The organism is Proteus vulgaris, from assembly GCF_016647575.1.
GTDB classification, from domain to species: Bacteria; Pseudomonadota; Gammaproteobacteria; order Enterobacterales; family Enterobacteriaceae; genus Proteus; species Proteus mirabilis_B.
On sequence record NZ_CP032663.1, the window covers coordinates 1,347,842 to 1,366,580 of the forward strand.

Here is an 18,739-nt window from a genome sequence, read left to right on the forward strand (position 1 = left end):
TTATGCTTAATCACGAATTAGAGCTGAGTCTTAATGTTGCATTCGCGAAAGCCCGTGATAACAGACACGAATTTATGACTGTAGAGCACCTGTTGTTGGCGCTATTAAGTAATAAATCGGCACGCGAAGCATTGGAAGCTTGTAAAGTCGATCTGGCAGTCTTACGCGAAGAACTTGAAGTCTTTATTCGTAAAACAACCCCAATTCTGCCTGAAAATGTAGACAGAGAAACACAGCCAACGCTGAGTTTTCAGCGTGTATTACAGCGCGCTGTTTTTCATGTTCAATCATCAGGCAAAAATGAAGTCTCTGGCGCTAATGTGCTGGTGGCTATTTTTAGTGAACAAGAGTCTCACGCAGCTTACTTATTACGTAAACACGACGTTAGTCGCCTTGATGTCGTTAACTTTATTTCTCATGGCATTTCGAAAGAAGATCAACAAAACGAAGATCTTTCTGATATGAATGATATGAATGCGCAATCTCAACAAGAGATGCCGCAAGGCGACGATCATATGGATAATTTTACCACTAACCTTAATCAGTTAGCGCGCCAAGGTAAAATTGATCCCCTCATTGGGCGTCAAGCTGAATTAGAAAGAACAATCCAAGTGTTATGCCGTCGCCGCAAAAATAACCCATTATTAGTGGGTGAATCTGGTGTCGGTAAAACAGCTATTGCAGAAGGGCTTGCATGGCGTATTGAGCAAGATGATGTGCCTGATGTGATGAAAGGCTATACCATTTACTCACTTGATATTGGTTCGCTCTTAGCGGGAACTAAATACCGTGGCGATTTCGAAAAACGTTTTAAAGCATTACTGAAAACCCTAGAAAAAGATGAAAAAAGCATCTTATTTATTGATGAGATCCACACCATTATTGGTGCGGGAGCTGCATCGGGTGGACAAGTTGATGCGGCAAACTTAATTAAGCCATTGTTATCTGGTGGTCGAATTCGCGTTATAGGCTCTACGACCTATCAAGAATTTAGCAATATCTTTGAAAAGGACAGAGCACTTGCGCGTCGCTTCCAAAAAATTGATGTAACTGAACCATCCCCAGATGAAACAGTCTTGATCATCAAAGGATTGCGCCAAAAATATGAAGCGCACCACGATGTACGTTATACCAATAAAGCCATTCAGGCAGCGGTGGACTTATCAGTTAAGTACATCACAGATAGGCATCTACCTGATAAAGCTATTGATGTTATTGACGAAGCGGGTGCAAAAACACGTTTAGTTGCACCAAGCAAACGTAAAAAAACCATTAATGTCTCAGATATTGAATCTGTTGTGGCTAAAATTGCACGTATTCCTGAAAAAACAGTTTCTAGCAGCGATAAATCAATGCTGAAAAACCTCGATAACCAATTAAAAATGTTGGTATTCGGTCAGGATCAAGCGATCCACGCCTTGTCTGAATCGATAAAGATGAGTCGTGCAGGATTAAGCCAAGATAATAAACCGGTGGGTTCATTCTTATTTGCGGGTCCTACTGGGGTAGGTAAAACAGAAGTCACTGTACAGCTAGCGAAAGCGTTGAATGTGAAGTTGCTACGCTTTGATATGTCTGAATATATGGAAAGACATACGGTCAGCCGTCTAATTGGTGCTCCTCCGGGTTATGTTGGTTTTGATCAAGGTGGATTATTAACAGACGCTGTCATTAAAAATCCATATTCCGTTGTGTTACTTGATGAAATTGAGAAAGCACATCCAGATGTGTTCAATATTCTGTTACAGGTAATGGATAACGGTACATTAACGGATAACAACGGTCGTAAAGCCGATTTCCGTAATGTTATTTTAGTGATGACAACCAATGCAGGTGTGCGTGAAACGCAACGTAAATCAATTGGGTTTACAGAGCAAGATAACAGCACTGATGCGATGGTTGAAATCAAAAAAGCCTTCTCACCTGAATTCCGTAACCGTTTAGATAGCATTATTTGGTTTAATGCATTATCGCCAGAAATTATCTCTATGGTCGTGGATAAATTTATTGTCGAACTACAAGTGCAGTTAGATGATAAAGGGGTATCGCTTGAAGTTAGCCAAGAAGCACGCCAATGGTTGTGTGATAAAGGCTATGACAAAGCGATGGGTGCAAGACCAATGGCGCGTGTCATTCAAGAAAACTTGAAAAAACCATTAGCTAACGAGATTTTATTTGGTTCTCTTGTTAATGGTGGCTCGGTTTCTGTGACACTAGATAAACTGGCAGGCAAATTGAATTATGAGTTTGTGAGCCAAGAAAAATTGGCGAAGAATGAAGATACCGTTATCTAAGGATAGCGGTTAATTTCACAAAGCTATATTCACCGAGCTATAAAAGCATACACCACAGGTGAGCATCAATAAATGCCTTGCCTGTGGTGTTTTTTTTCACCCGTTATATGACAATAACGGGAGAGAACAGATTGGGATCAACGGCTACGGAAGATGATACGGCCTTTGCTCAGGTCATATGGGGTCAGCTCAACGGTAACCTTGTCGCCTGTCAGGATACGAATATAGTTTTTACGCATTTTTCCTGAGATATGAGCGGTAACGACGTGTCCGTTTTCTAATTCTACGCGGAACATCGTGTTTGGCAGAGTATCCAGTACAGTGCCTTGCATTTCAATGTTGTCTTCTTTGGCCATCTAATCCTCTAAGTTTTAATAACCATATTTTTTAAACGGCAAGATAATGCCGAAAATATTGTCCTATGTAAAGGAATGTTATTGGATAGCAATGGTGTTCACCTTGCTATTGCACTTAACATCCTTACCGCAACTTGCGTTTTACTTTGCTAAAGTAAAAGTAATAACAGAAGTCGTAATTCTTTATTTTGTGGTATTTGTAGCAATAAAAAAACAGCACCCCAACCACATAATGGGTGTGTAAGATAAAATTTTTGTATAAACCTTTTTGCATAAATAACAGAATATCATTCTTAATTCTGTCTTAAATAAGAAGGGCTTTACAAAAACAAGCAGTGATTATAATTCCAACGATTGCTGATACCAACACTTTTTATCAATAATCACTTTTTTCCAACGAGATAACGCAACTAAATAATGTTCACGTGAGATCTCAGAGGCACCTAACGAGGCAGTATGAGAGTTTAGCACCTGACAATCAAATAGTTGACCCCCATAACGAAGAAAATGGTTATAAAAAGCAATAAAGGCACATTTAGAAGCGTTATCTCTGCGACTAAACATCGATTCACCACAAAAAACTGCACCGATATTGACTCCGTATAAACCACCTACGAGTTCATCGCCTTCCCAAACCTCAACAGAATGAGCTTCACCTTGTTGATGGAGAGCTTCATAACCTGCTTTTATATCAGGACCTATCCATGTTCCTTCTTCACGTACAGAACACGCCTCAATTACTGAAGCAAAGGCATGATTGAGTGTGATTTTATAAGGCTGGTGGCGAATAAATTTACGTAAACTACGCCCAATATGCAAATCACCAGCGGGTAAAACGGCTCTTGGATCGGGTGACCACCATAGTGGTTCTTCATTAGGGAAGTACCAAGGAAAAATACCCGATTGATACGCAACACGTAATCGCGAAAGGGAGATTTCTCCCCCTATCGCTAATAAGCCGTTGGGCTCTTTTAAAGCTAAATGAGGCTCAGGAAAATCCAAATCACAATCATCTAATTGAAACAACGGCATATTATGCCTCGTGAGTTGGTGTTAATAGAGCCTGTCTTTGATGAAATTTAGCATAATGCCCCTGTTGTTGTAACAACGAAGCATGAGTGCCTGTTTCAACGATTTTTCCGCCATCCATAACGCAGATTTTATCCATTTTATCTAAACCGTGAAGTCTGTGAGTTATCATTAATACAGCTTTACCTTGGCAATGCTGATGCAAGAGTGCAAGGATCTGCTGTTCTGTATCGGCGTCAAGGCCTTCTGTTGGCTCATCAAGCAATACAAGAGGTGCATTGTGGAGTAGGGCTCTTGCAAGTCCTAAACGTCGCTGCTCGCCACCAGAGAGCTGTCTACCACCATCGCCCATCCATGCATTTAAGCCTTCATCATTTTCAAGTAGTTGCCCAAGACCAACCTGCTGAAGAACATGTTTTAATTCTTCATCTGTTGCCTGTTCTTTTGCCATCAATAGATTTTCTCTTAATGTGTGGCTAAAGACATGAACACGTTGAGGAACAACGGACATCATTGAACGTAATGTTGCTTCATCATAATCAGCAATAGGTAAATTATTTAAGCGGATAGTGCCGTGAGTCGGATCAAAAGCGCGATTAATCAACTGCAATAATGTCGATTTACCACAACCCGTTTTTCCTAGTAAGGCAATGTGTTGTCCTGCTTCAATCGTTAAATCTACGTGATTGATGACTTGCATTGGTTGGGTTGGATAAGTAAAGCAAATATTGTGCATTGTAAGCGTGGCACTATTGTTTGTTTCGCCCCCTTTTTCAGGAAAAGTGACATCAGGTTTTTGCTCAATTAAATGAGTAATACGTGTTGCTGATGTCATTACTTGTCCTAAATGCTGGAAAGCGACAGTAACAGGGGCTAAAGCCTCAAAGGCTGCCAATGCACAAAATGTAAATAAGGCAATTAACGCTTCAGGCATAAAGCTATTGTCGATACCGCCAGCGGCTAACCACAAAATTAATGTTGCTGTTAGCCCTGATGCAAGGATCATCAATGATTGCGATAAACCAGTTAAATTTGCCTGTTGTGCTTGTCTGTGTAGCCATTTAGCTTCAAGTTGCGCTAAATTTTGTCTAAAGCGAGGTAATGCGCCAAAAACAGTTAGCTCAGCTTGTCCTTGTAACATGCTAGTTAACACGGTGCGATATTGACCTCGTAAATCAGTAAGATCACGACCAATAGGTTTACCCGCATAATAGAATACGAAAGGTAAAACAATCAGCAAGGTAAGCATAATGCCACCTAGCGTATTGGCTAAACGCGCATCAATTAAACCAAGGCCAAATATAATTGCCATAATGACAACAAAAGCGGCAATGATAGGAGAGATAACGCGAATATAGAGATGATCTAGCGTTTCAACATCAGCAACTAAGCGATTAAGCAACTCACCTTGACGAAAACGTGCAATTCCGCCCGGTGAAAGAGGGAGGATCTTTTTAAAGGTGAATACACGTAAGTGCGACAACACGCGAAACGTAGCGTCATGGCTGACAAGCCTTTCAAAATAACGACCCGCAGTACGAAAAATTGCCGCACCTCGAACACCAGCCGCAGGTAGCATATAGTTAAAGCTATAAATACCGGCAAAACCAGCAAGAGATGTACCCGCTAAAAACCAGCCTGATAGTGTTAAAAGACCAATACTCGCCAGTAAAGTCAGAATAGCAAGAATAATCCCCAGCAATAACATAAACCAGTGACGGCGATAGAGCGCAAGAAAAGGAAGCAATACTCTCATGATTAAAGTTCCTCTTTACGATGAGCAAGAAGGCGAGCAAAAGTGCCATTCTGTTGGCTTAACGATGCATAAGTGCCTGTTTCAATAATTTGACCTTTTTCCATCACCCAAATTTGGTCATAACCTAAAGTCTCTTCAAGTAGATGAGTAATAAGCAAGGTCGTTTGATTTAATGAGGCGTTATTAAGCGCATGCATCACACGTTGTTCGCTATGAGAATCAAGGCTTGCTGCGGGTTCATCTAATAACAAAAATTGACAAGGTGATAATAAAGCTCGAGCAACAGCAACACGTTGAGCCTGACCAACAGAAAGGCGTGCGGCACTATCGCCAATAATTGTATTTAAGCCGTCAGGTAATTCATTAATAAAATCGCTGACATAGGCTTTTTCAATGGCAAGATTGATTTGTTCATCGCTGGCATTAGGATTGCTTAAGCGAATATTATCCAGCAAGGTTTGTTCTGGTAAATTAGGATTTTGGCCAACCCAGCTTAAACATTGACGCCAAGCTTCAGGCGAGAGCTGTGTTAATTCAATACCATTAACTTTTAATGAGCCACGATAAGGTAAAAAACCGAGTAACGCATTTAATAACGAGCTTTTGCCTGCACCACTTTGACCCACAATCGCAATACGCTGATTGGGGTTAATGGTAAAGTTTAATGGTCCTGCTAGTTTGACACCTTGATGAGATAGAATTTCTAGCTCATGAGCTGTTATCTCAATACTGTCTGCTGTGTTGATACGCTCATTGCCTGTGAATTGCGGTTTTTCACCTTCAGCTTCTAAAAATTCAACCAGAGACTCAGCCGCACCAATCGCTTGTGCTTTTGCATGATAGTAAGTTCCTAAATCACGCAACGGTTGGAAAAATTCAGGGGCTAAGATCAACGCTAAAAAGCCTGAGAAAAGAGTGACGCCTAAACCATAACTACCAAAATTAAGTTCGCCTAAGTAAGAAAAACCAAAGTAAACCGCCACAACTGCGATGGAAACAGCGGTAAAGAATTCCAATACACCTGATGAAAGGAAGGCCATTCTTAGCACTTCCATTGTTCGTTTACGGAAATCTTCTGTTGCTTCAGTAATCTGTTTAACTTCTGCATTACCACGGTTAAATAACCGTAATGTATCTAATCCTCTTAATCTATCGAGGAAGTTACCACTTAAACGACCTAATGCGAGGAAGTTTCTACGGTTAGCATCTGCTGCACCTAATCCAACTAATGCCATAAATAGCGGGATCAGTGGAGCCGTGAAGAATAGGATCAAGCCAGCAGCCCAGTTAACAGGGAAGATGGTGATAAGGATAAGAATAGGCACAATAGTGGAAAGATACATTTGCGGAATATAACGCGCATAGTAATCTTGCATATCTTCTATTTGTTCTAGAATAATTGTTGCCCAACTTCCTGCGGGTTTGCCTTTAACCCAAACAGGGCCTAGCTCTTCAAGTCTATCAAGAACAATTTTACGAATTTGTTGCCTGACCGCCATACCACAGCGATAACCTACACGCTCTCGTATTGCCATCACCACAGCGCGTAAGATAAAAATACCAATAAGGGTGAGAAAGGTAGGTATATGCGTATCACGACTTAGACTGTCCATGATAAATGCTTGAAGTAAAACAGCTAATAACCATGCTTGCGCAATAATTAATAAACCGCTTACAACACCTAGGATCATTGATAGCCGTAGCCATCTACGGGCTGGAGCACTTTGCTGTTTCAGCCATCGAACCAATTCACTTTGTTTAGTTTTATCCATAAGAAAAGATTCAAATCTGCAGGTGAGATACAAAGTATCAGAAAGGCCAAGGGTAAGTAGTTATACGCTTTGGCAACCAGACTGTATGTTACATGGTAAAAGGCGCTACTGAAATAGCGCCTTGAAAGGAAGTGATGATTTTAGTTGGATTTTAGTGCGTCTAAGTAACGTTCTGCATCTAAAGCAGCCATACAACCTGTGCCAGCGGAGGTAATTGCTTGACGATAAATGTGATCTATTACGTCACCAGCTGCAAAAACACCCTCGATAGAGGTTTGTGTTGCATTACCTTGAGTACCTGATTGTACTTTGATGTAACCGTTGTCTAATTCTAATTGACCATCAAAAATAGCGGTATTAGGGCTATGTCCAATCGCAATAAAGACGCCCATAACATCTAATTCTTCGGTTTTATCACTCTTAGTGTCTTTTAAGCGAACTTTCGTTACACCCATATCGTCGCCAAGAACTTCGTCTAAGGTACGATCAGTATGCAAAATAATATTGCCACTGTTTACTTTATCCATTAAACGGTTAATTAAGATCTTTTCAGAACGGAAAGAATCACGACGGTGGATCAGATGAACTTCAGATGCAATATTAGCTAAATAAAGAGCTTCTTCTACCGCGGTATTTCCGCCACCGACAACAGCGACTTTTTGGTTACGATAGAAAAATCCGTCACAGGTTGCACAAGCAGAAACGCCTCGGCCTTTAAAAGATTCTTCTGAAGGTAAACCGATATAGCGTGCAGAAGCACCTGTTGCGATAATTAATGCGTCACAAGTATATTCTTGTTCATCACCAAATAGGCGGAATGGGCGGTTTTTCAGATCGACTTTATTAATATGGTCAGAGATAATCTCTGTATTAAATTTTTCAGCGTGCTGAAACATGCGGTCCATTAAGCCAGGACCTGTTAGCCCCTCAGGGTCTCCGGGCCAGTTTTCGACTTCTGTTGTTGTTGTCAGCTGACCGCCTTTTTCAACACCCGTAATCAGTACTGGTTCTAAGTTTGCTCTTGCAGCATAAACGGCGGCGGTATAACCCGCAGGGCCTGAACCTAAAATAATAAGTTTGCTATGTTTGATGGTGCTCATGTATACCTCATTTCTGATTAGGCGTGATGCGAATTGAGGGATTGTAGGAGAAATAAGACGTTAAAAAAAGCCAATGACGAGAAATAGACATAATATTTTAGCTATTTTAGCAATAGTTAATACTAATATAGTTTAATAATTATAGAGTTATATTGGGCTAACATCATCGAATTAACCTGAAACATTTTGCTTTACAATTGATGTTTATCTTGCGTATATAGAGAATAACATAGCGCCTTGTTCTGATTTTTACTCATTTGCTTTGACAATCCGCTGTACATTTGCGAAAACATGATTGTTAAAGATAATTATCCTCGGATGTTATACGTAATATTTTTTAGACAGACAGGGTATAGGATAGTTACTTTACGATATTTGCTAATGAGTATTTGGATAAAATAGAACTTTTATCTGGCATTAAAAGAAAATAGATTGGTAGTTTGCTCTGACCGTTTGATACCGAAGTTTCGACAGTGATGCTGATGGTGTACAGGTATGGGTATAGGAAAATAAAGTAAGAGAAAAAGAGAAAGAGAGTATAGAGATGATTGATAATAAAAAACGTCCGGGTAAAGATCTTGATAGAATAGACCGGAATATTCTAAATGAGCTTCAAAAAGATGGTCGTATTTCAAACGTTGAGCTATCTAAACGTGTAGGTTTATCACCAACGCCTTGTTTAGAGCGTGTACGTCGTTTAGAGCGCCAAGGATTTATTTCTGGTTATACAGCACTGTTAAACCCACATTACTTAGATGCATCATTATTAGTATTTGTGGAAATCACACTAAACCGTGGTGCACCAGATGTTTTTGAACAATTCAATATGGCTGTTCAGAAACTTGAAGAAATCCAAGAATGTCATTTAGTTTCTGGTGATTTTGACTATCTGTTGAAAACTCGTGTACCTGATATGTCCGCTTACCGTAAATTACTAGGTGAAACACTGTTACGTCTTCCAGGTGTTAATGACACACGTACATACGTGGTTATGGAAGAAGTTAAACAAAGCAACCGCCTTGTAATTAAAACTCGCTAAGCCAACTTAATAGGTTGGTGCAAAGCAGGAAAAAGTTAGGTACACTCCTGTTTATGCATACAGTTTCAACGCTGGGATATCTCAGCGTTGTTCCGTTTTAATTCACCCTAAGTTAAACCTGGAGAGCCCTCTTTGAGCCAGGAATATACAGAAGATAAAAATATTCGTTTAACAAAGATAAGCAACCGTCGCCGTATTTGGGAGGCTATTCTCATCCTTATCGGCATTGGCGCTGTCTTTTTAATGGTTTCATTACTTAGCTTTCATCCCTCTGATCCTAGCTGGTCACAAACCACTTGGAATGAGCCTATCCAGAATTTAGGCGGCAGTATCGGAGCATGGTTAGCTGATATTCTATTTTCTGCATTTGGTTTACTTGCCTATGCAATTCCTGTCGTCGTGGTTTTTGGGTGCTGGAATTCTCTACGCTACCAACAAAACCGTGAATATACCGACTTCTTTTCCCTTGCACTTCGCACGATTGGTGCCTTGGCTCTGATCTTTACCTCTTGTGCATTAGCTGATCTTAATTTTGATGATATCTATAATTTCAGCTCTGGTGGTGTAATTGGAAGCTTGTTTAGCAAAGCTCTATTGCCGTGGTTTAATGTTTTAGGTGCTACTCTTGCCCTGTTATCTGTTTGGGCAATTGGCTTTACTCTGTTTACTGGTTGGTCTTGGTTAACAATCACAGAAAAAATTGGTGCCGTTATTTTGGGAGGTGTTGGTTTTATTACCAACAGAGGCCAAAATGAAGCTGATTACGAAGATGAAGAAGAGGAAGATGACACTCAAGATGTTGCTACAGAAATCGCTGAAAATTCAAATCAAAAAGAAAATCAGCAATCTGAATTAGCAACAGAAGAGAGCGATGATATTCTATTTTCTGCACCTTCAGCGCTTGAACTTGCTCGTCAGCAAGAGATAGACACGTTGCAATCTAAAGCAGAACAAGAAGATGATTTGCCATCTTTCTCTGCAACAAATGATATAGCAGATGAACATGCACAAACATTGACGCAAACAGCTCCTCTTGTATCAGCACCAGTTTCGCAACCAACTCATACAGAAGAACCAGAACATTATCGTTTTGATATTCCAGAAGCATTCTTGAAAAAAGAAGCTCAATCAGAAGCCAATGCTTCTCAACATTCTACTGATCCCTCAATACCAGAAGAGAGTACACCTTCTATAATGCCATATGTTGAAAATGAACCTATGGCACAGCCATCGTCCTTATCAACATCAACAGATAGTTTTATGCCTGCTGGCAGAGCGGAACCTACATTCTCGCTAGTACCTGATACAGATTCTTTAACGCAAGCAGCGACGGTGGCAGCAGGCGTGGCAACGAGTGCTCTTGTTAGTCATGGCTCTCAAGTTAAACAAGGATTAGGCCCTGAATTACCACGCCCAAATCCAGTGCGATTACCAACACGTCGTGAGCTTTATGGTATTCATATTCCTTCACAACGCGAAGCTGAATTACGTCGTCGTGAAGAAGCTGTTCAATCTGAACCTGAAGATGAGCTAGCTGATATTCAAGAACAAGCGAATTTTGAACAAGAGTTGCGCCAGCAATTTCTCGAACAGCAACGTGAACGTTATGGTGAGAACGATAGTACCGATCCTGAAGATATTATTGAGCCTCATCAGCCAAGTATCACATCACCAATATCTTCATTTAGTCATCAACAAGATGATTATCGTGATGAGCCAACAGTTACCGCGAATACATTCTCTTCCACAGAAGAGAATAACAACGAAATTGATGAAGATGAGCAATATCAGCAACAGTTGGCAGCACAATTTAAACAACAATTACAGGATCGTTATGGTGATGATGTTTCGTTAGATGATGATGAAGATGAGGTTTTACCTCAACTGTCAACACCAGCACCTTCATTACAAGCAACAACGGGTTATCAGCCTCATATTCAACATTCGTTTGCCTCACAATCAGCGCAACCTACACAAACTATTGAGAAAAAAGTTGAATACCCAGCCAGCAATGCATTTTTACAAATTTCACCTCGAGATGAAGAAGAGGAAGAGTACAGCCCTAAAATTGAGCTAGAAAGAGAGCTGACCGCATTAGAGGCGTTCTCACCAATTGATGATCTATTGGATGAAGATCCGATAGAGCCAGTATTTACACCAATTGTTTCTGAACCTGTTACACCACAAGCTGCACCTCAATCACGTATTGAGCCACAGCCTAATATGGCGCAGCATTTTGCACAGCAACAGCAACAGCAACAGCAACAGCAACAGCAACAGCAACAGCAACAGCAACAGCAACAGCAACAGCAACAGCAACAGCAACAGCAACAGCAACAGCAATCTTTAATTCACCCATTGTTGATGCGTAATGATAGGCCGTTGCAAAAGCCAACAACACCAATGCCTTCTCTGGATTTATTAACAACGCCGCCAGTAGAAGATGAGCCTGTTGATATGTTTGAGCTTGAGCGTATTGGTAAACTTATTGAAGCGCGTCTTAATGATTATCGTGTTAAAGCCAAGGTTGTTGGTATTTCACCGGGGCCTGTTATCACTCGTTTTGAACTTGAACTTGCTCCGGGTGTAAAAGCCGCTCGTATTTCAAATTTATCCCGCGACTTAGCGCGTTCATTGTCTGCTATTGCGGTACGTATTGTTGAAGTTATTCCGGGGAAACCTTATGTAGGACTCGAATTACCTAACAAAAAACGTCAAACCGTATATATGCGTGAATTGTTGGATAGCGATGCATTTAGAGATAGCCGTTCTCCATTAACCGTTGTTTTAGGTAAAGATATTGGCGGTCAGCCAGTTGTTGCCAATCTGGCTAAAATGCCTCACTTACTTGTTGCTGGTACAACAGGCTCAGGTAAATCTGTTGGTGTGAATGCGATGATCATCAGTATTCTCTATAAAGCGAAACCAGAAGATGTTCGCTTTATTATGATTGACCCTAAAATGCTTGAGCTTTCAGTTTATGAAGGTATTCCACATCTTCTAACCGAAGTTGTTACTGATATGAAAGATGCCGCAAGTGCTCTGCGTTGGAGTGTGGCTGAAATGGAACGTCGTTATAAACTAATGTCAGCATTAGGTGTACGTAATCTTGCAGGTTATAACGAAAAAATTAAAGAAGCTGAAGCAATGGCGCGTCCTATTCCTGATCCATTCTGGAAACCAAGCGACAGTATGGCAACAGAAATGCCAACGTTAGGAAAAGAACCTTATATTGTTGTTGTCGTTGATGAATTTGCTGATTTGATGATGACGGCGGGTAAAAAAGTTGAAGAGCTGATTGCTCGCTTAGCACAAAAAGCGCGAGCCGCAGGTATTCACCTTGTTCTAGCTACGCAAAGGCCTTCTGTTGATATTATTACAGGCTTAATTAAAGCCAATATTCCGAGCCGTATCGCATTTACTGTATCGAGTAAAATCGACTCTCGAACTATTTTAGACCAAGGTGGTGCAGAGTCATTACTAGGTATGGGTGATATGCTTTATGCACCGAATGGTTTTGTGCCTGAACGTGTTCACGGTGCTTTTGTTAGTGATGATGAAGTCCATGCCGTGGCAACTGACTGGAAAGCTCGAGGTCGTCCTCAATATATTGAAGCCATCACAAAATGTGGCGAAGAAGGTGAAGGTAATAGTGGCGGTGGATATGATGATGGTGAAGAGCTTGATCCGTTATTTGACCAAGCCGTAGAATTTGTGGTTGAAAAACAACGTGTTTCTATTTCTGGTGTACAACGCCAATTTAGAATTGGTTATAACCGCGCGGCAAGAATTGTGGAACAGATGGAAATGCAAGGTATTGTGAGTGCGCCAAACCACAACAATACACGTGATGTACTTTCACCACCACCTTCAGATATGTAATATCTTGAAAACACAGTTATCAGCTAATGAGATAGCATGATAATCTGCATAACATCATCAATAATTTACACGCCGACATTATGTCGGCGTTATCTCATGCCGAGGCTTGTAGAATGAAAAAAGTATTATTTGCAGTGTGTGCGATGACATTAATAAGTAGCCAAGCCGCTTGGGCTGATGCACGTCAGGATTTGCAACAACGATTAAATAAAGTAAATAGTTTTCAAGCGAACTTTAGTCAAACCGTGACCAGCAATGAAGGCTCACTTATCCAAAAAGGGGAAGGAAGTTTAAAAGTACAACGCCCTGATTTGTTTAATTGGCAAATGACAGCACCGGATGAGAGTACACTTATCTCTGATGGCAAAACATTGTGGTTTTACAATCCTTTTGTCGAGCAAGTCACTGCGACTTGGCTTGAGCGTTCTACAACCAATACGCCTTTTATGCTGATCGCTCGTAATGACAGCAAAGAGTGGCAAAATTATGACGTAAAACAGTCAGGTGACCGTTTTGAGTTAACCCCTAAAGTAGAAAATAACTTAAAACATTTCACGATAACTGTATTACCTAACGGACAAATTCAGCAATTTGCGGCCACAGAACAAGACGGTCAAGTAAGCAATTATCAATTGACTGCACAGACTGCTGCGCCAATCGATGCTTCCGCGTTTCGTTTTACACCTCCTGCGGGTGTGACTGTGGATGACCAACGTCAGTGAGGATGTTTTGAGTAATTTATCACTCGATTTTTCACGCAATGAGTTCCAACCTTTAGCCGCAAGAATGCGGCCTGAAACGTTGGAACAATATATCGGACAAACGCATTTACTTGCTGAAGGTAAGCCATTACCTCGAGCAATTAAAGCGGGACAATTGCATTCCATGATCTTATGGGGACCTCCTGGCACGGGTAAAACCACCCTTGCCGAGATCATTGGTCGCTATGCGCAAGCCGATATAGAACGCTTATCTGCGGTGACATCGGGTATTAAAGAAATCAGAGAATCTATTGAAATTGCGCGCCAAAATCGCAATGCAGGGCGTAGAACGATCCTGTTTGTTGATGAAGTTCACCGCTTTAATAAGAGTCAACAAGATGCATTTTTGCCTCATATTGAAGACGGTACGATCACTTTTATTGGTGCAACAACAGAAAATCCCTCTTTTGAATTAAATTCCGCGTTGCTATCCAGAGCAAGAGTTTATCTATTACGTTCATTAACCGAAGCTGATATTGAGCAAGTGCTACAACAAGCGCTAGACGATCCAGAACGAGGTTTAGGCGGACGCAATATTATCCTGCCAGATGATACACGCAAAATGATTGCACAACTGGTTAATGGTGATGCCCGTCGTTCACTAAATTTGCTTGAAATGATGGCGGATATTGCCGAGGTTGATAATCAAGGAAAACGAGTATTAACGCCGGCATTACTGACAGAAATCAGTGGTGAGCGTAGTGCTCGTTTTGATAATAAAGGTGATCGCTTTTACGATCTTATCTCTGCATTACATAAGTCAGTAAGGGGATCTGCACCTGATGCCGCTCTTTATTGGTATGCACGGATCATAACTGCAGGCGGTGATCCGCTTTATGTGGCTCGTCGTTTATTGGCGATTGCGTCAGAAGATGTGGGGAATGCCGATCCTCGCGCCATGCAAGTGGCAATTGCTGCGTGGGATTGCTTTACTCGTGTTGGTCCCGCAGAAGGTGAGCGCGCTATTGCTCAAGCAATTGTGTATCTGGCTTGCGCACCAAAAAGTAATGCTGTTTATACTGCATTTAAAGCAGCCATTGCTGATGCCAAAAGCAAGCCTGATTATGATGTACCTGAGCATTTGCGTAATGCACCAACAAAATTAATGAAAGAAATGGGACTGGGTGCTGAATATCGTTATGCTCATGATGAGCCTAATGCTTACGCGGCTGGAGAGGTCTATTTCCCTAAAGAAATGGCAAATACGCAGTACTATTACCCAGTAAAAAGAGGGTTAGAGATCAAGGTTGCAGAGAAATTAGACTGGCTTTCTCAACAAGATCAAAATAGTGTTACAAAACGCTATCGCAAAATGTAAAGATGCGGTAAGGTTATTAAATTATCATTAATTTCTTAACTATGCCTTGTCTCAGATATCTTTTTTATAAGATAGGAGAGAAGGTTTTTATTAATCTATCAATAAGCACAGGATAAGCATGCTCGATCCAAATCTACTGCGTAATGAGCTAGACGCGGTCGCCGAAAAACTGGCTCGCAGGGGGTTCACCCTCGATGTGGAAAAAATCCGTCAACAAGAAGAACGCCGTAAGGTGTTACAGGTTGAAACTGAATCCCTGCAAGCAGAACGTAATTCTCGATCGAAGTCCATTGGTGCGGCAAAAGCGCGTGGTGAAGATATTGAGCCACTTCGTCAAGAAGTTAACCTGTTAGGTGAAAAACTTGAAGCTGCAAAAGCCGAACTTGAAGTGCTTCAAGCGGAAATTCGTGATTACGTTTTAACTATTCCAAACATGCCAGATGATGCTGTTCCAAATGGCAAAGATGACAGCGAAAACGTGGAAGTTTCTCGTTGGGGCACTCCAAAGACTTATGATTTTGAATTAAAAGATCATGTGACTTTAGGTGAACTAACAGATGGTTTAGATTTTGCTTCTGCGGTGAAAATCACCGGTTCACGTTTTGTTGTGATGAAAGGTCAAATTGCACGTTTACATCGTGCTATCGCACAATTTATGCTGAATCTGCATACAGAAGAGCACGGCTACCAAGAAATGTATGTTCCTTACTTGGTTAACCATGCAACTCTGTACGGTACAGGTCAGTTACCTAAATTTAGTGAAGACTTATTCCACACTAAACCGTTAGAAGAAGAAGCAGAAAGCCAATACGCGCTTATTCCAACAGCGGAAGTACCTGTGACAAATATGGTAAGAGACGTCATTCTTGAAGAAGACGATCTACCATTGCGAATGACTGCGCATACGCCTTGCTTCCGTTCAGAAGCGGGTTCTTATGGTCGTGATACTCGTGGTCTTATTCGTATGCACCAATTTGATAAAGTTGAACTGGTTCAAATCGTTCATCCTGAAAAATCAATGGAAGCATTAGAAGAGCTAACAGGTCACGCTGAGAAAGTGCTGCAATTACTGAATCTACCATATCGTAAAGTTGTGCTTTGCACTGGTGATATCGGTTTTGGCGCTCGTAAAACCTATGACTTAGAAGTATGGGTTCCGGCTCAAAATACTTACCGTGAAATTTCTTCATGCTCTAACTGTTGGGATTTCCAATCACGTCGTATGCAAGCTCGTTTCCGTTCTAAAGGCGACAAGAAAATCCAACTTGTTCATACCTTAAATGGCTCTGGCTTAGCAGTAGGTCGTACTTTAGTTGCAATTATGGAAAACTATCAAATGGCTGATGGCCGTATTGAAATTCCAGAAGTGTTACGTCCATACATGAACGGTTTAGAATATATCGGTTAATTATTCTCTAATTAATTGAGTATTAATAATTTAACCCTCTGCTTAGGCAGGGGGTTTTTTATGATCTGCAATAAATATATATCACCATTAATTTATCTTATATTGGCGATTAAATTTATAAAATAAATTATTTTCAAAGTAAAAATTCAATAATAGAAGCAATAGAAATAATTTAATTCTAAGGTATACCATTTTTGTTTATCGCATTTTCATTCCCTGCTTGACAATTCCTCTCATTAACATTAATTTGGATTTCTAGATGTTTAGCCGTCTAGATTTCCATTTAATAAGTGAGTTGATTAAAATGATAACACTAAAAAATGTCAGCAAAATTTACCAGCGAGGGAAAAAGCAAACTGTTGCTGTTGATGATATTAATTTGAATATTGAGCAGGGAGATATCTTTGGCATCATTGGTTATAGCGGTGCTGGAAAAAGTAGCTTAATTCGTTTATTGAATCGCTTAGAGCCTGTAACAAAAGGGGAAGTGATTGTTGGTAAATACAATATTACCACCAGTAGTGAACGTGAGATCCGTAAAATCCGTCACTCAATTGGTATGATCTTTCAACATTTCAATTTGCTGTGGTCACGCACTGTTAGAGAGAATATTGAATTCCCGCTCGAAATTTCAGGGTTAGATAAAAAACAACGTTTTCAACGTGCGAGCGAATTAATGGAGTTAGTTGGGCTTGCTGATAAAGCAGATGAATATCCATCAACATTAAGTGGTGGACAAAAGCAACGTGTTGGTATTGCTAGAGCGCTGGCAAATAACCCTGATGTTTTATTATGTGATGAAGCAACATCTGCATTAGATCCAAAAACAACACAAACAATTTTAGCTCTGCTCGCTGAAATTAATAAAAAGATGAATATTACGATTGTGTTGATCACACATGAAATGCAAGTTGTAAAAGCGATATGCAATAAAGTAGCCGTTATTGAGCAAGGAAAAATAATTGAACAAGGTGAAGTAGTAAAAATCTTTAACCAGCCAAAACATAAAGTGACACAACAGTTTTTATCACAATCAATCCATGTAGCAGATAACAGTGATGATATTGATAATATAAAGCAGCAAAGCACAATAATAAAACTGTTACTGCAAGAGGGTAAAAAATATGACTATTTACTTTATGATTTAATTTCTAAATTTAATGAACCTGTTAATTTAATAAAAGGTAGTTTTTCACAAGAGAATGGGTTCATTTATTTACAGTTAAATAATAAATCGGATGAAATCATCCAATATCTTGAGAATAATAAATTTGATATAGCGGTCGTGTGATATGGATGAAATACAAAATTGGATTAATAGCTATTTACCTCATTTAAAACTCAATGTATTAGGTGAGGAGACATTAAATACATTATATATGACACTTGTTTCTGGTGCGCTATCTTGCTTATTAGGGATCTTAATTGGTGTTGCATTATTTTTAACGGCAAAAGACGGGTATAAAGAGCAGGTTTCTATATATAGAACACTCTCATTTATTGTAAACATTTTTAGGGCAATTCCTTTTATTATTTTAATTATATTATTGTTTCCTTTTACTAAATTAATTGTGGGAACCATATTAGGTGTTAATGCAGCACTACCTGCATTAGTGATTTCAGCTGCTGCTTTTTATGCTAGGTTGGTTGAATTAGCATTACGTGAAGTTGATAAAGGTGTAATAGAAGCAAGCCTCTCAATGGGCGCTAATTTACCAACACTAATATTTAAGGTGCTATTACCTGAATCTTCGCCAGCTCTTGTTTCTGGTTTAACGGTAACATTGATTTCTTTAGTGGGTGGAACAGCTGTTGCCGGCGCAATAGGTGCGGGTGGATTAGGTAATTTGGCTTATTTAGAAGGGTTTCAGCGCAGCCATCTTGATGTAGTTTGGATTGCAACATTAGTGATTTTATTTATTGTGTTATGTATTCAGTTATTGGGAGATAGTGTTGTAAGAAATATAGATAAACGCTAATTAAAAAATACTTCAATTAAAAATCAAATTTAAAATAAGGTTATA

The 18,739-nt window shown here is 40.1% G+C and carries 12 protein-coding genes and 2 pseudogenes; 9 read left to right on the forward strand and 5 right to left on the reverse strand.

Going from position 1 to position 18,739, the window contains the following annotated elements; genetic code table 11:
- Nucleotides 1–2: 2 nt before the first annotated feature.
- Entirely contained in the window at nt 3–2,294 is a 2,292-nt protein-coding gene (gene clpA / locus D7029_RS06180; RefSeq protein WP_194952137.1) for an ATP-dependent Clp protease ATP-binding subunit ClpA, read from the forward strand.
- Between the two features lie 137 nt (nt 2,295–2,431).
- Here the strand turns inward: clpA and infA are convergent, their stop codons facing one another.
- From infA to trxB, 5 genes are all read right to left on the reverse strand, one after another.
- A complete protein-coding gene (infA, locus tag D7029_RS06185; protein ID WP_004244560.1) occupies nt 2,432–2,650 on the reverse strand; it encodes a translation initiation factor IF-1 in 219 nt (72 codons plus the stop codon).
- Between the two features lie 339 nt (nt 2,651–2,989).
- Complete coding sequence (gene aat, locus D7029_RS06190) at nt 2,990–3,682, reverse strand: leucyl/phenylalanyl-tRNA--protein transferase (protein WP_088493311.1); 693 nt, start codon at nt 3,680–3,682, stop codon at nt 2,990–2,992.
- Between the two features lies 1 nt (nt 3,683).
- Complete coding sequence (cydC, locus tag D7029_RS06195) at nt 3,684–5,435, reverse strand: heme ABC transporter ATP-binding protein/permease CydC (RefSeq protein WP_194952138.1); 1,752 nt, start codon at nt 5,433–5,435, stop codon at nt 3,684–3,686.
- Between the two features lie 2 nt (nt 5,436–5,437).
- Entirely contained in the window at nt 5,438–7,207 is a 1,770-nt protein-coding gene (gene cydD, locus D7029_RS06200) for a heme ABC transporter permease/ATP-binding protein CydD (protein WP_194952139.1), read from the reverse strand.
- A gap of 140 nt (nt 7,208–7,347) precedes the next feature.
- Nucleotides 7,348–8,307 (reverse strand): thioredoxin-disulfide reductase, encoded by a 960-nt coding sequence (trxB, locus tag D7029_RS06205; protein WP_194952140.1) that lies wholly within the window; start codon nt 8,305–8,307, stop codon nt 7,348–7,350.
- A 544-nt stretch (nt 8,308–8,851) separates the two neighbouring features.
- On the opposite strand from trxB, the gene lrp reads away from it, so the two are divergent.
- From lrp to D7029_RS06240, 8 genes and pseudogenes are all read left to right on the forward strand, one after another.
- Nucleotides 8,852–9,346, forward strand: a complete 495-nt coding sequence (gene lrp / locus D7029_RS06210; protein ID WP_004244566.1) for a leucine-responsive transcriptional regulator Lrp — start codon at nt 8,852–8,854, stop codon at nt 9,344–9,346.
- Nucleotides 9,347–9,589: 243 nt separating this feature from the next.
- Nucleotides 9,590–9,991 (forward strand): annotated as a pseudogene (locus tag D7029_RS19030) (DNA translocase FtsK 4TM domain-containing protein); the annotation flags it as partial.
- A 666-nt stretch (nt 9,992–10,657) separates the two neighbouring features.
- Nucleotides 10,658–13,228: pseudogene (locus D7029_RS06215) on the forward strand (DNA translocase FtsK); the annotation flags it as partial.
- Between the two features lie 113 nt (nt 13,229–13,341).
- A complete protein-coding gene (gene lolA / locus D7029_RS06220; protein ID WP_088493306.1) occupies nt 13,342–13,950 on the forward strand; it encodes an outer membrane lipoprotein chaperone LolA in 609 nt (202 codons plus the stop codon).
- Nucleotides 13,951–13,957: 7 nt separating this feature from the next.
- The gene (locus tag D7029_RS06225; protein ID WP_088493305.1) at nt 13,958–15,307 is read left to right on the forward strand and encodes a replication-associated recombination protein A; all 1,350 of its coding nucleotides are present in this window, start codon (nt 13,958–13,960) and stop codon (nt 15,305–15,307) included.
- A gap of 118 nt (nt 15,308–15,425) precedes the next feature.
- Entirely contained in the window at nt 15,426–16,715 is a 1,290-nt protein-coding gene (gene serS, locus D7029_RS06230; protein ID WP_098943743.1) for a serine--tRNA ligase, read from the forward strand.
- A 259-nt stretch (nt 16,716–16,974) separates the two neighbouring features.
- On the forward strand, nt 16,975–18,006 hold the full coding sequence (locus D7029_RS06235; protein WP_228766738.1) for a methionine ABC transporter ATP-binding protein: 1,032 nt from the start codon (nt 16,975–16,977) through the stop codon (nt 18,004–18,006).
- 1 nt (nt 18,007) lies between these two features.
- A complete protein-coding gene (locus D7029_RS06240; protein WP_194952142.1) occupies nt 18,008–18,694 on the forward strand; it encodes a methionine ABC transporter permease in 687 nt (228 codons plus the stop codon).
- Nucleotides 18,695–18,739: the final 45 nt, after the last annotated feature.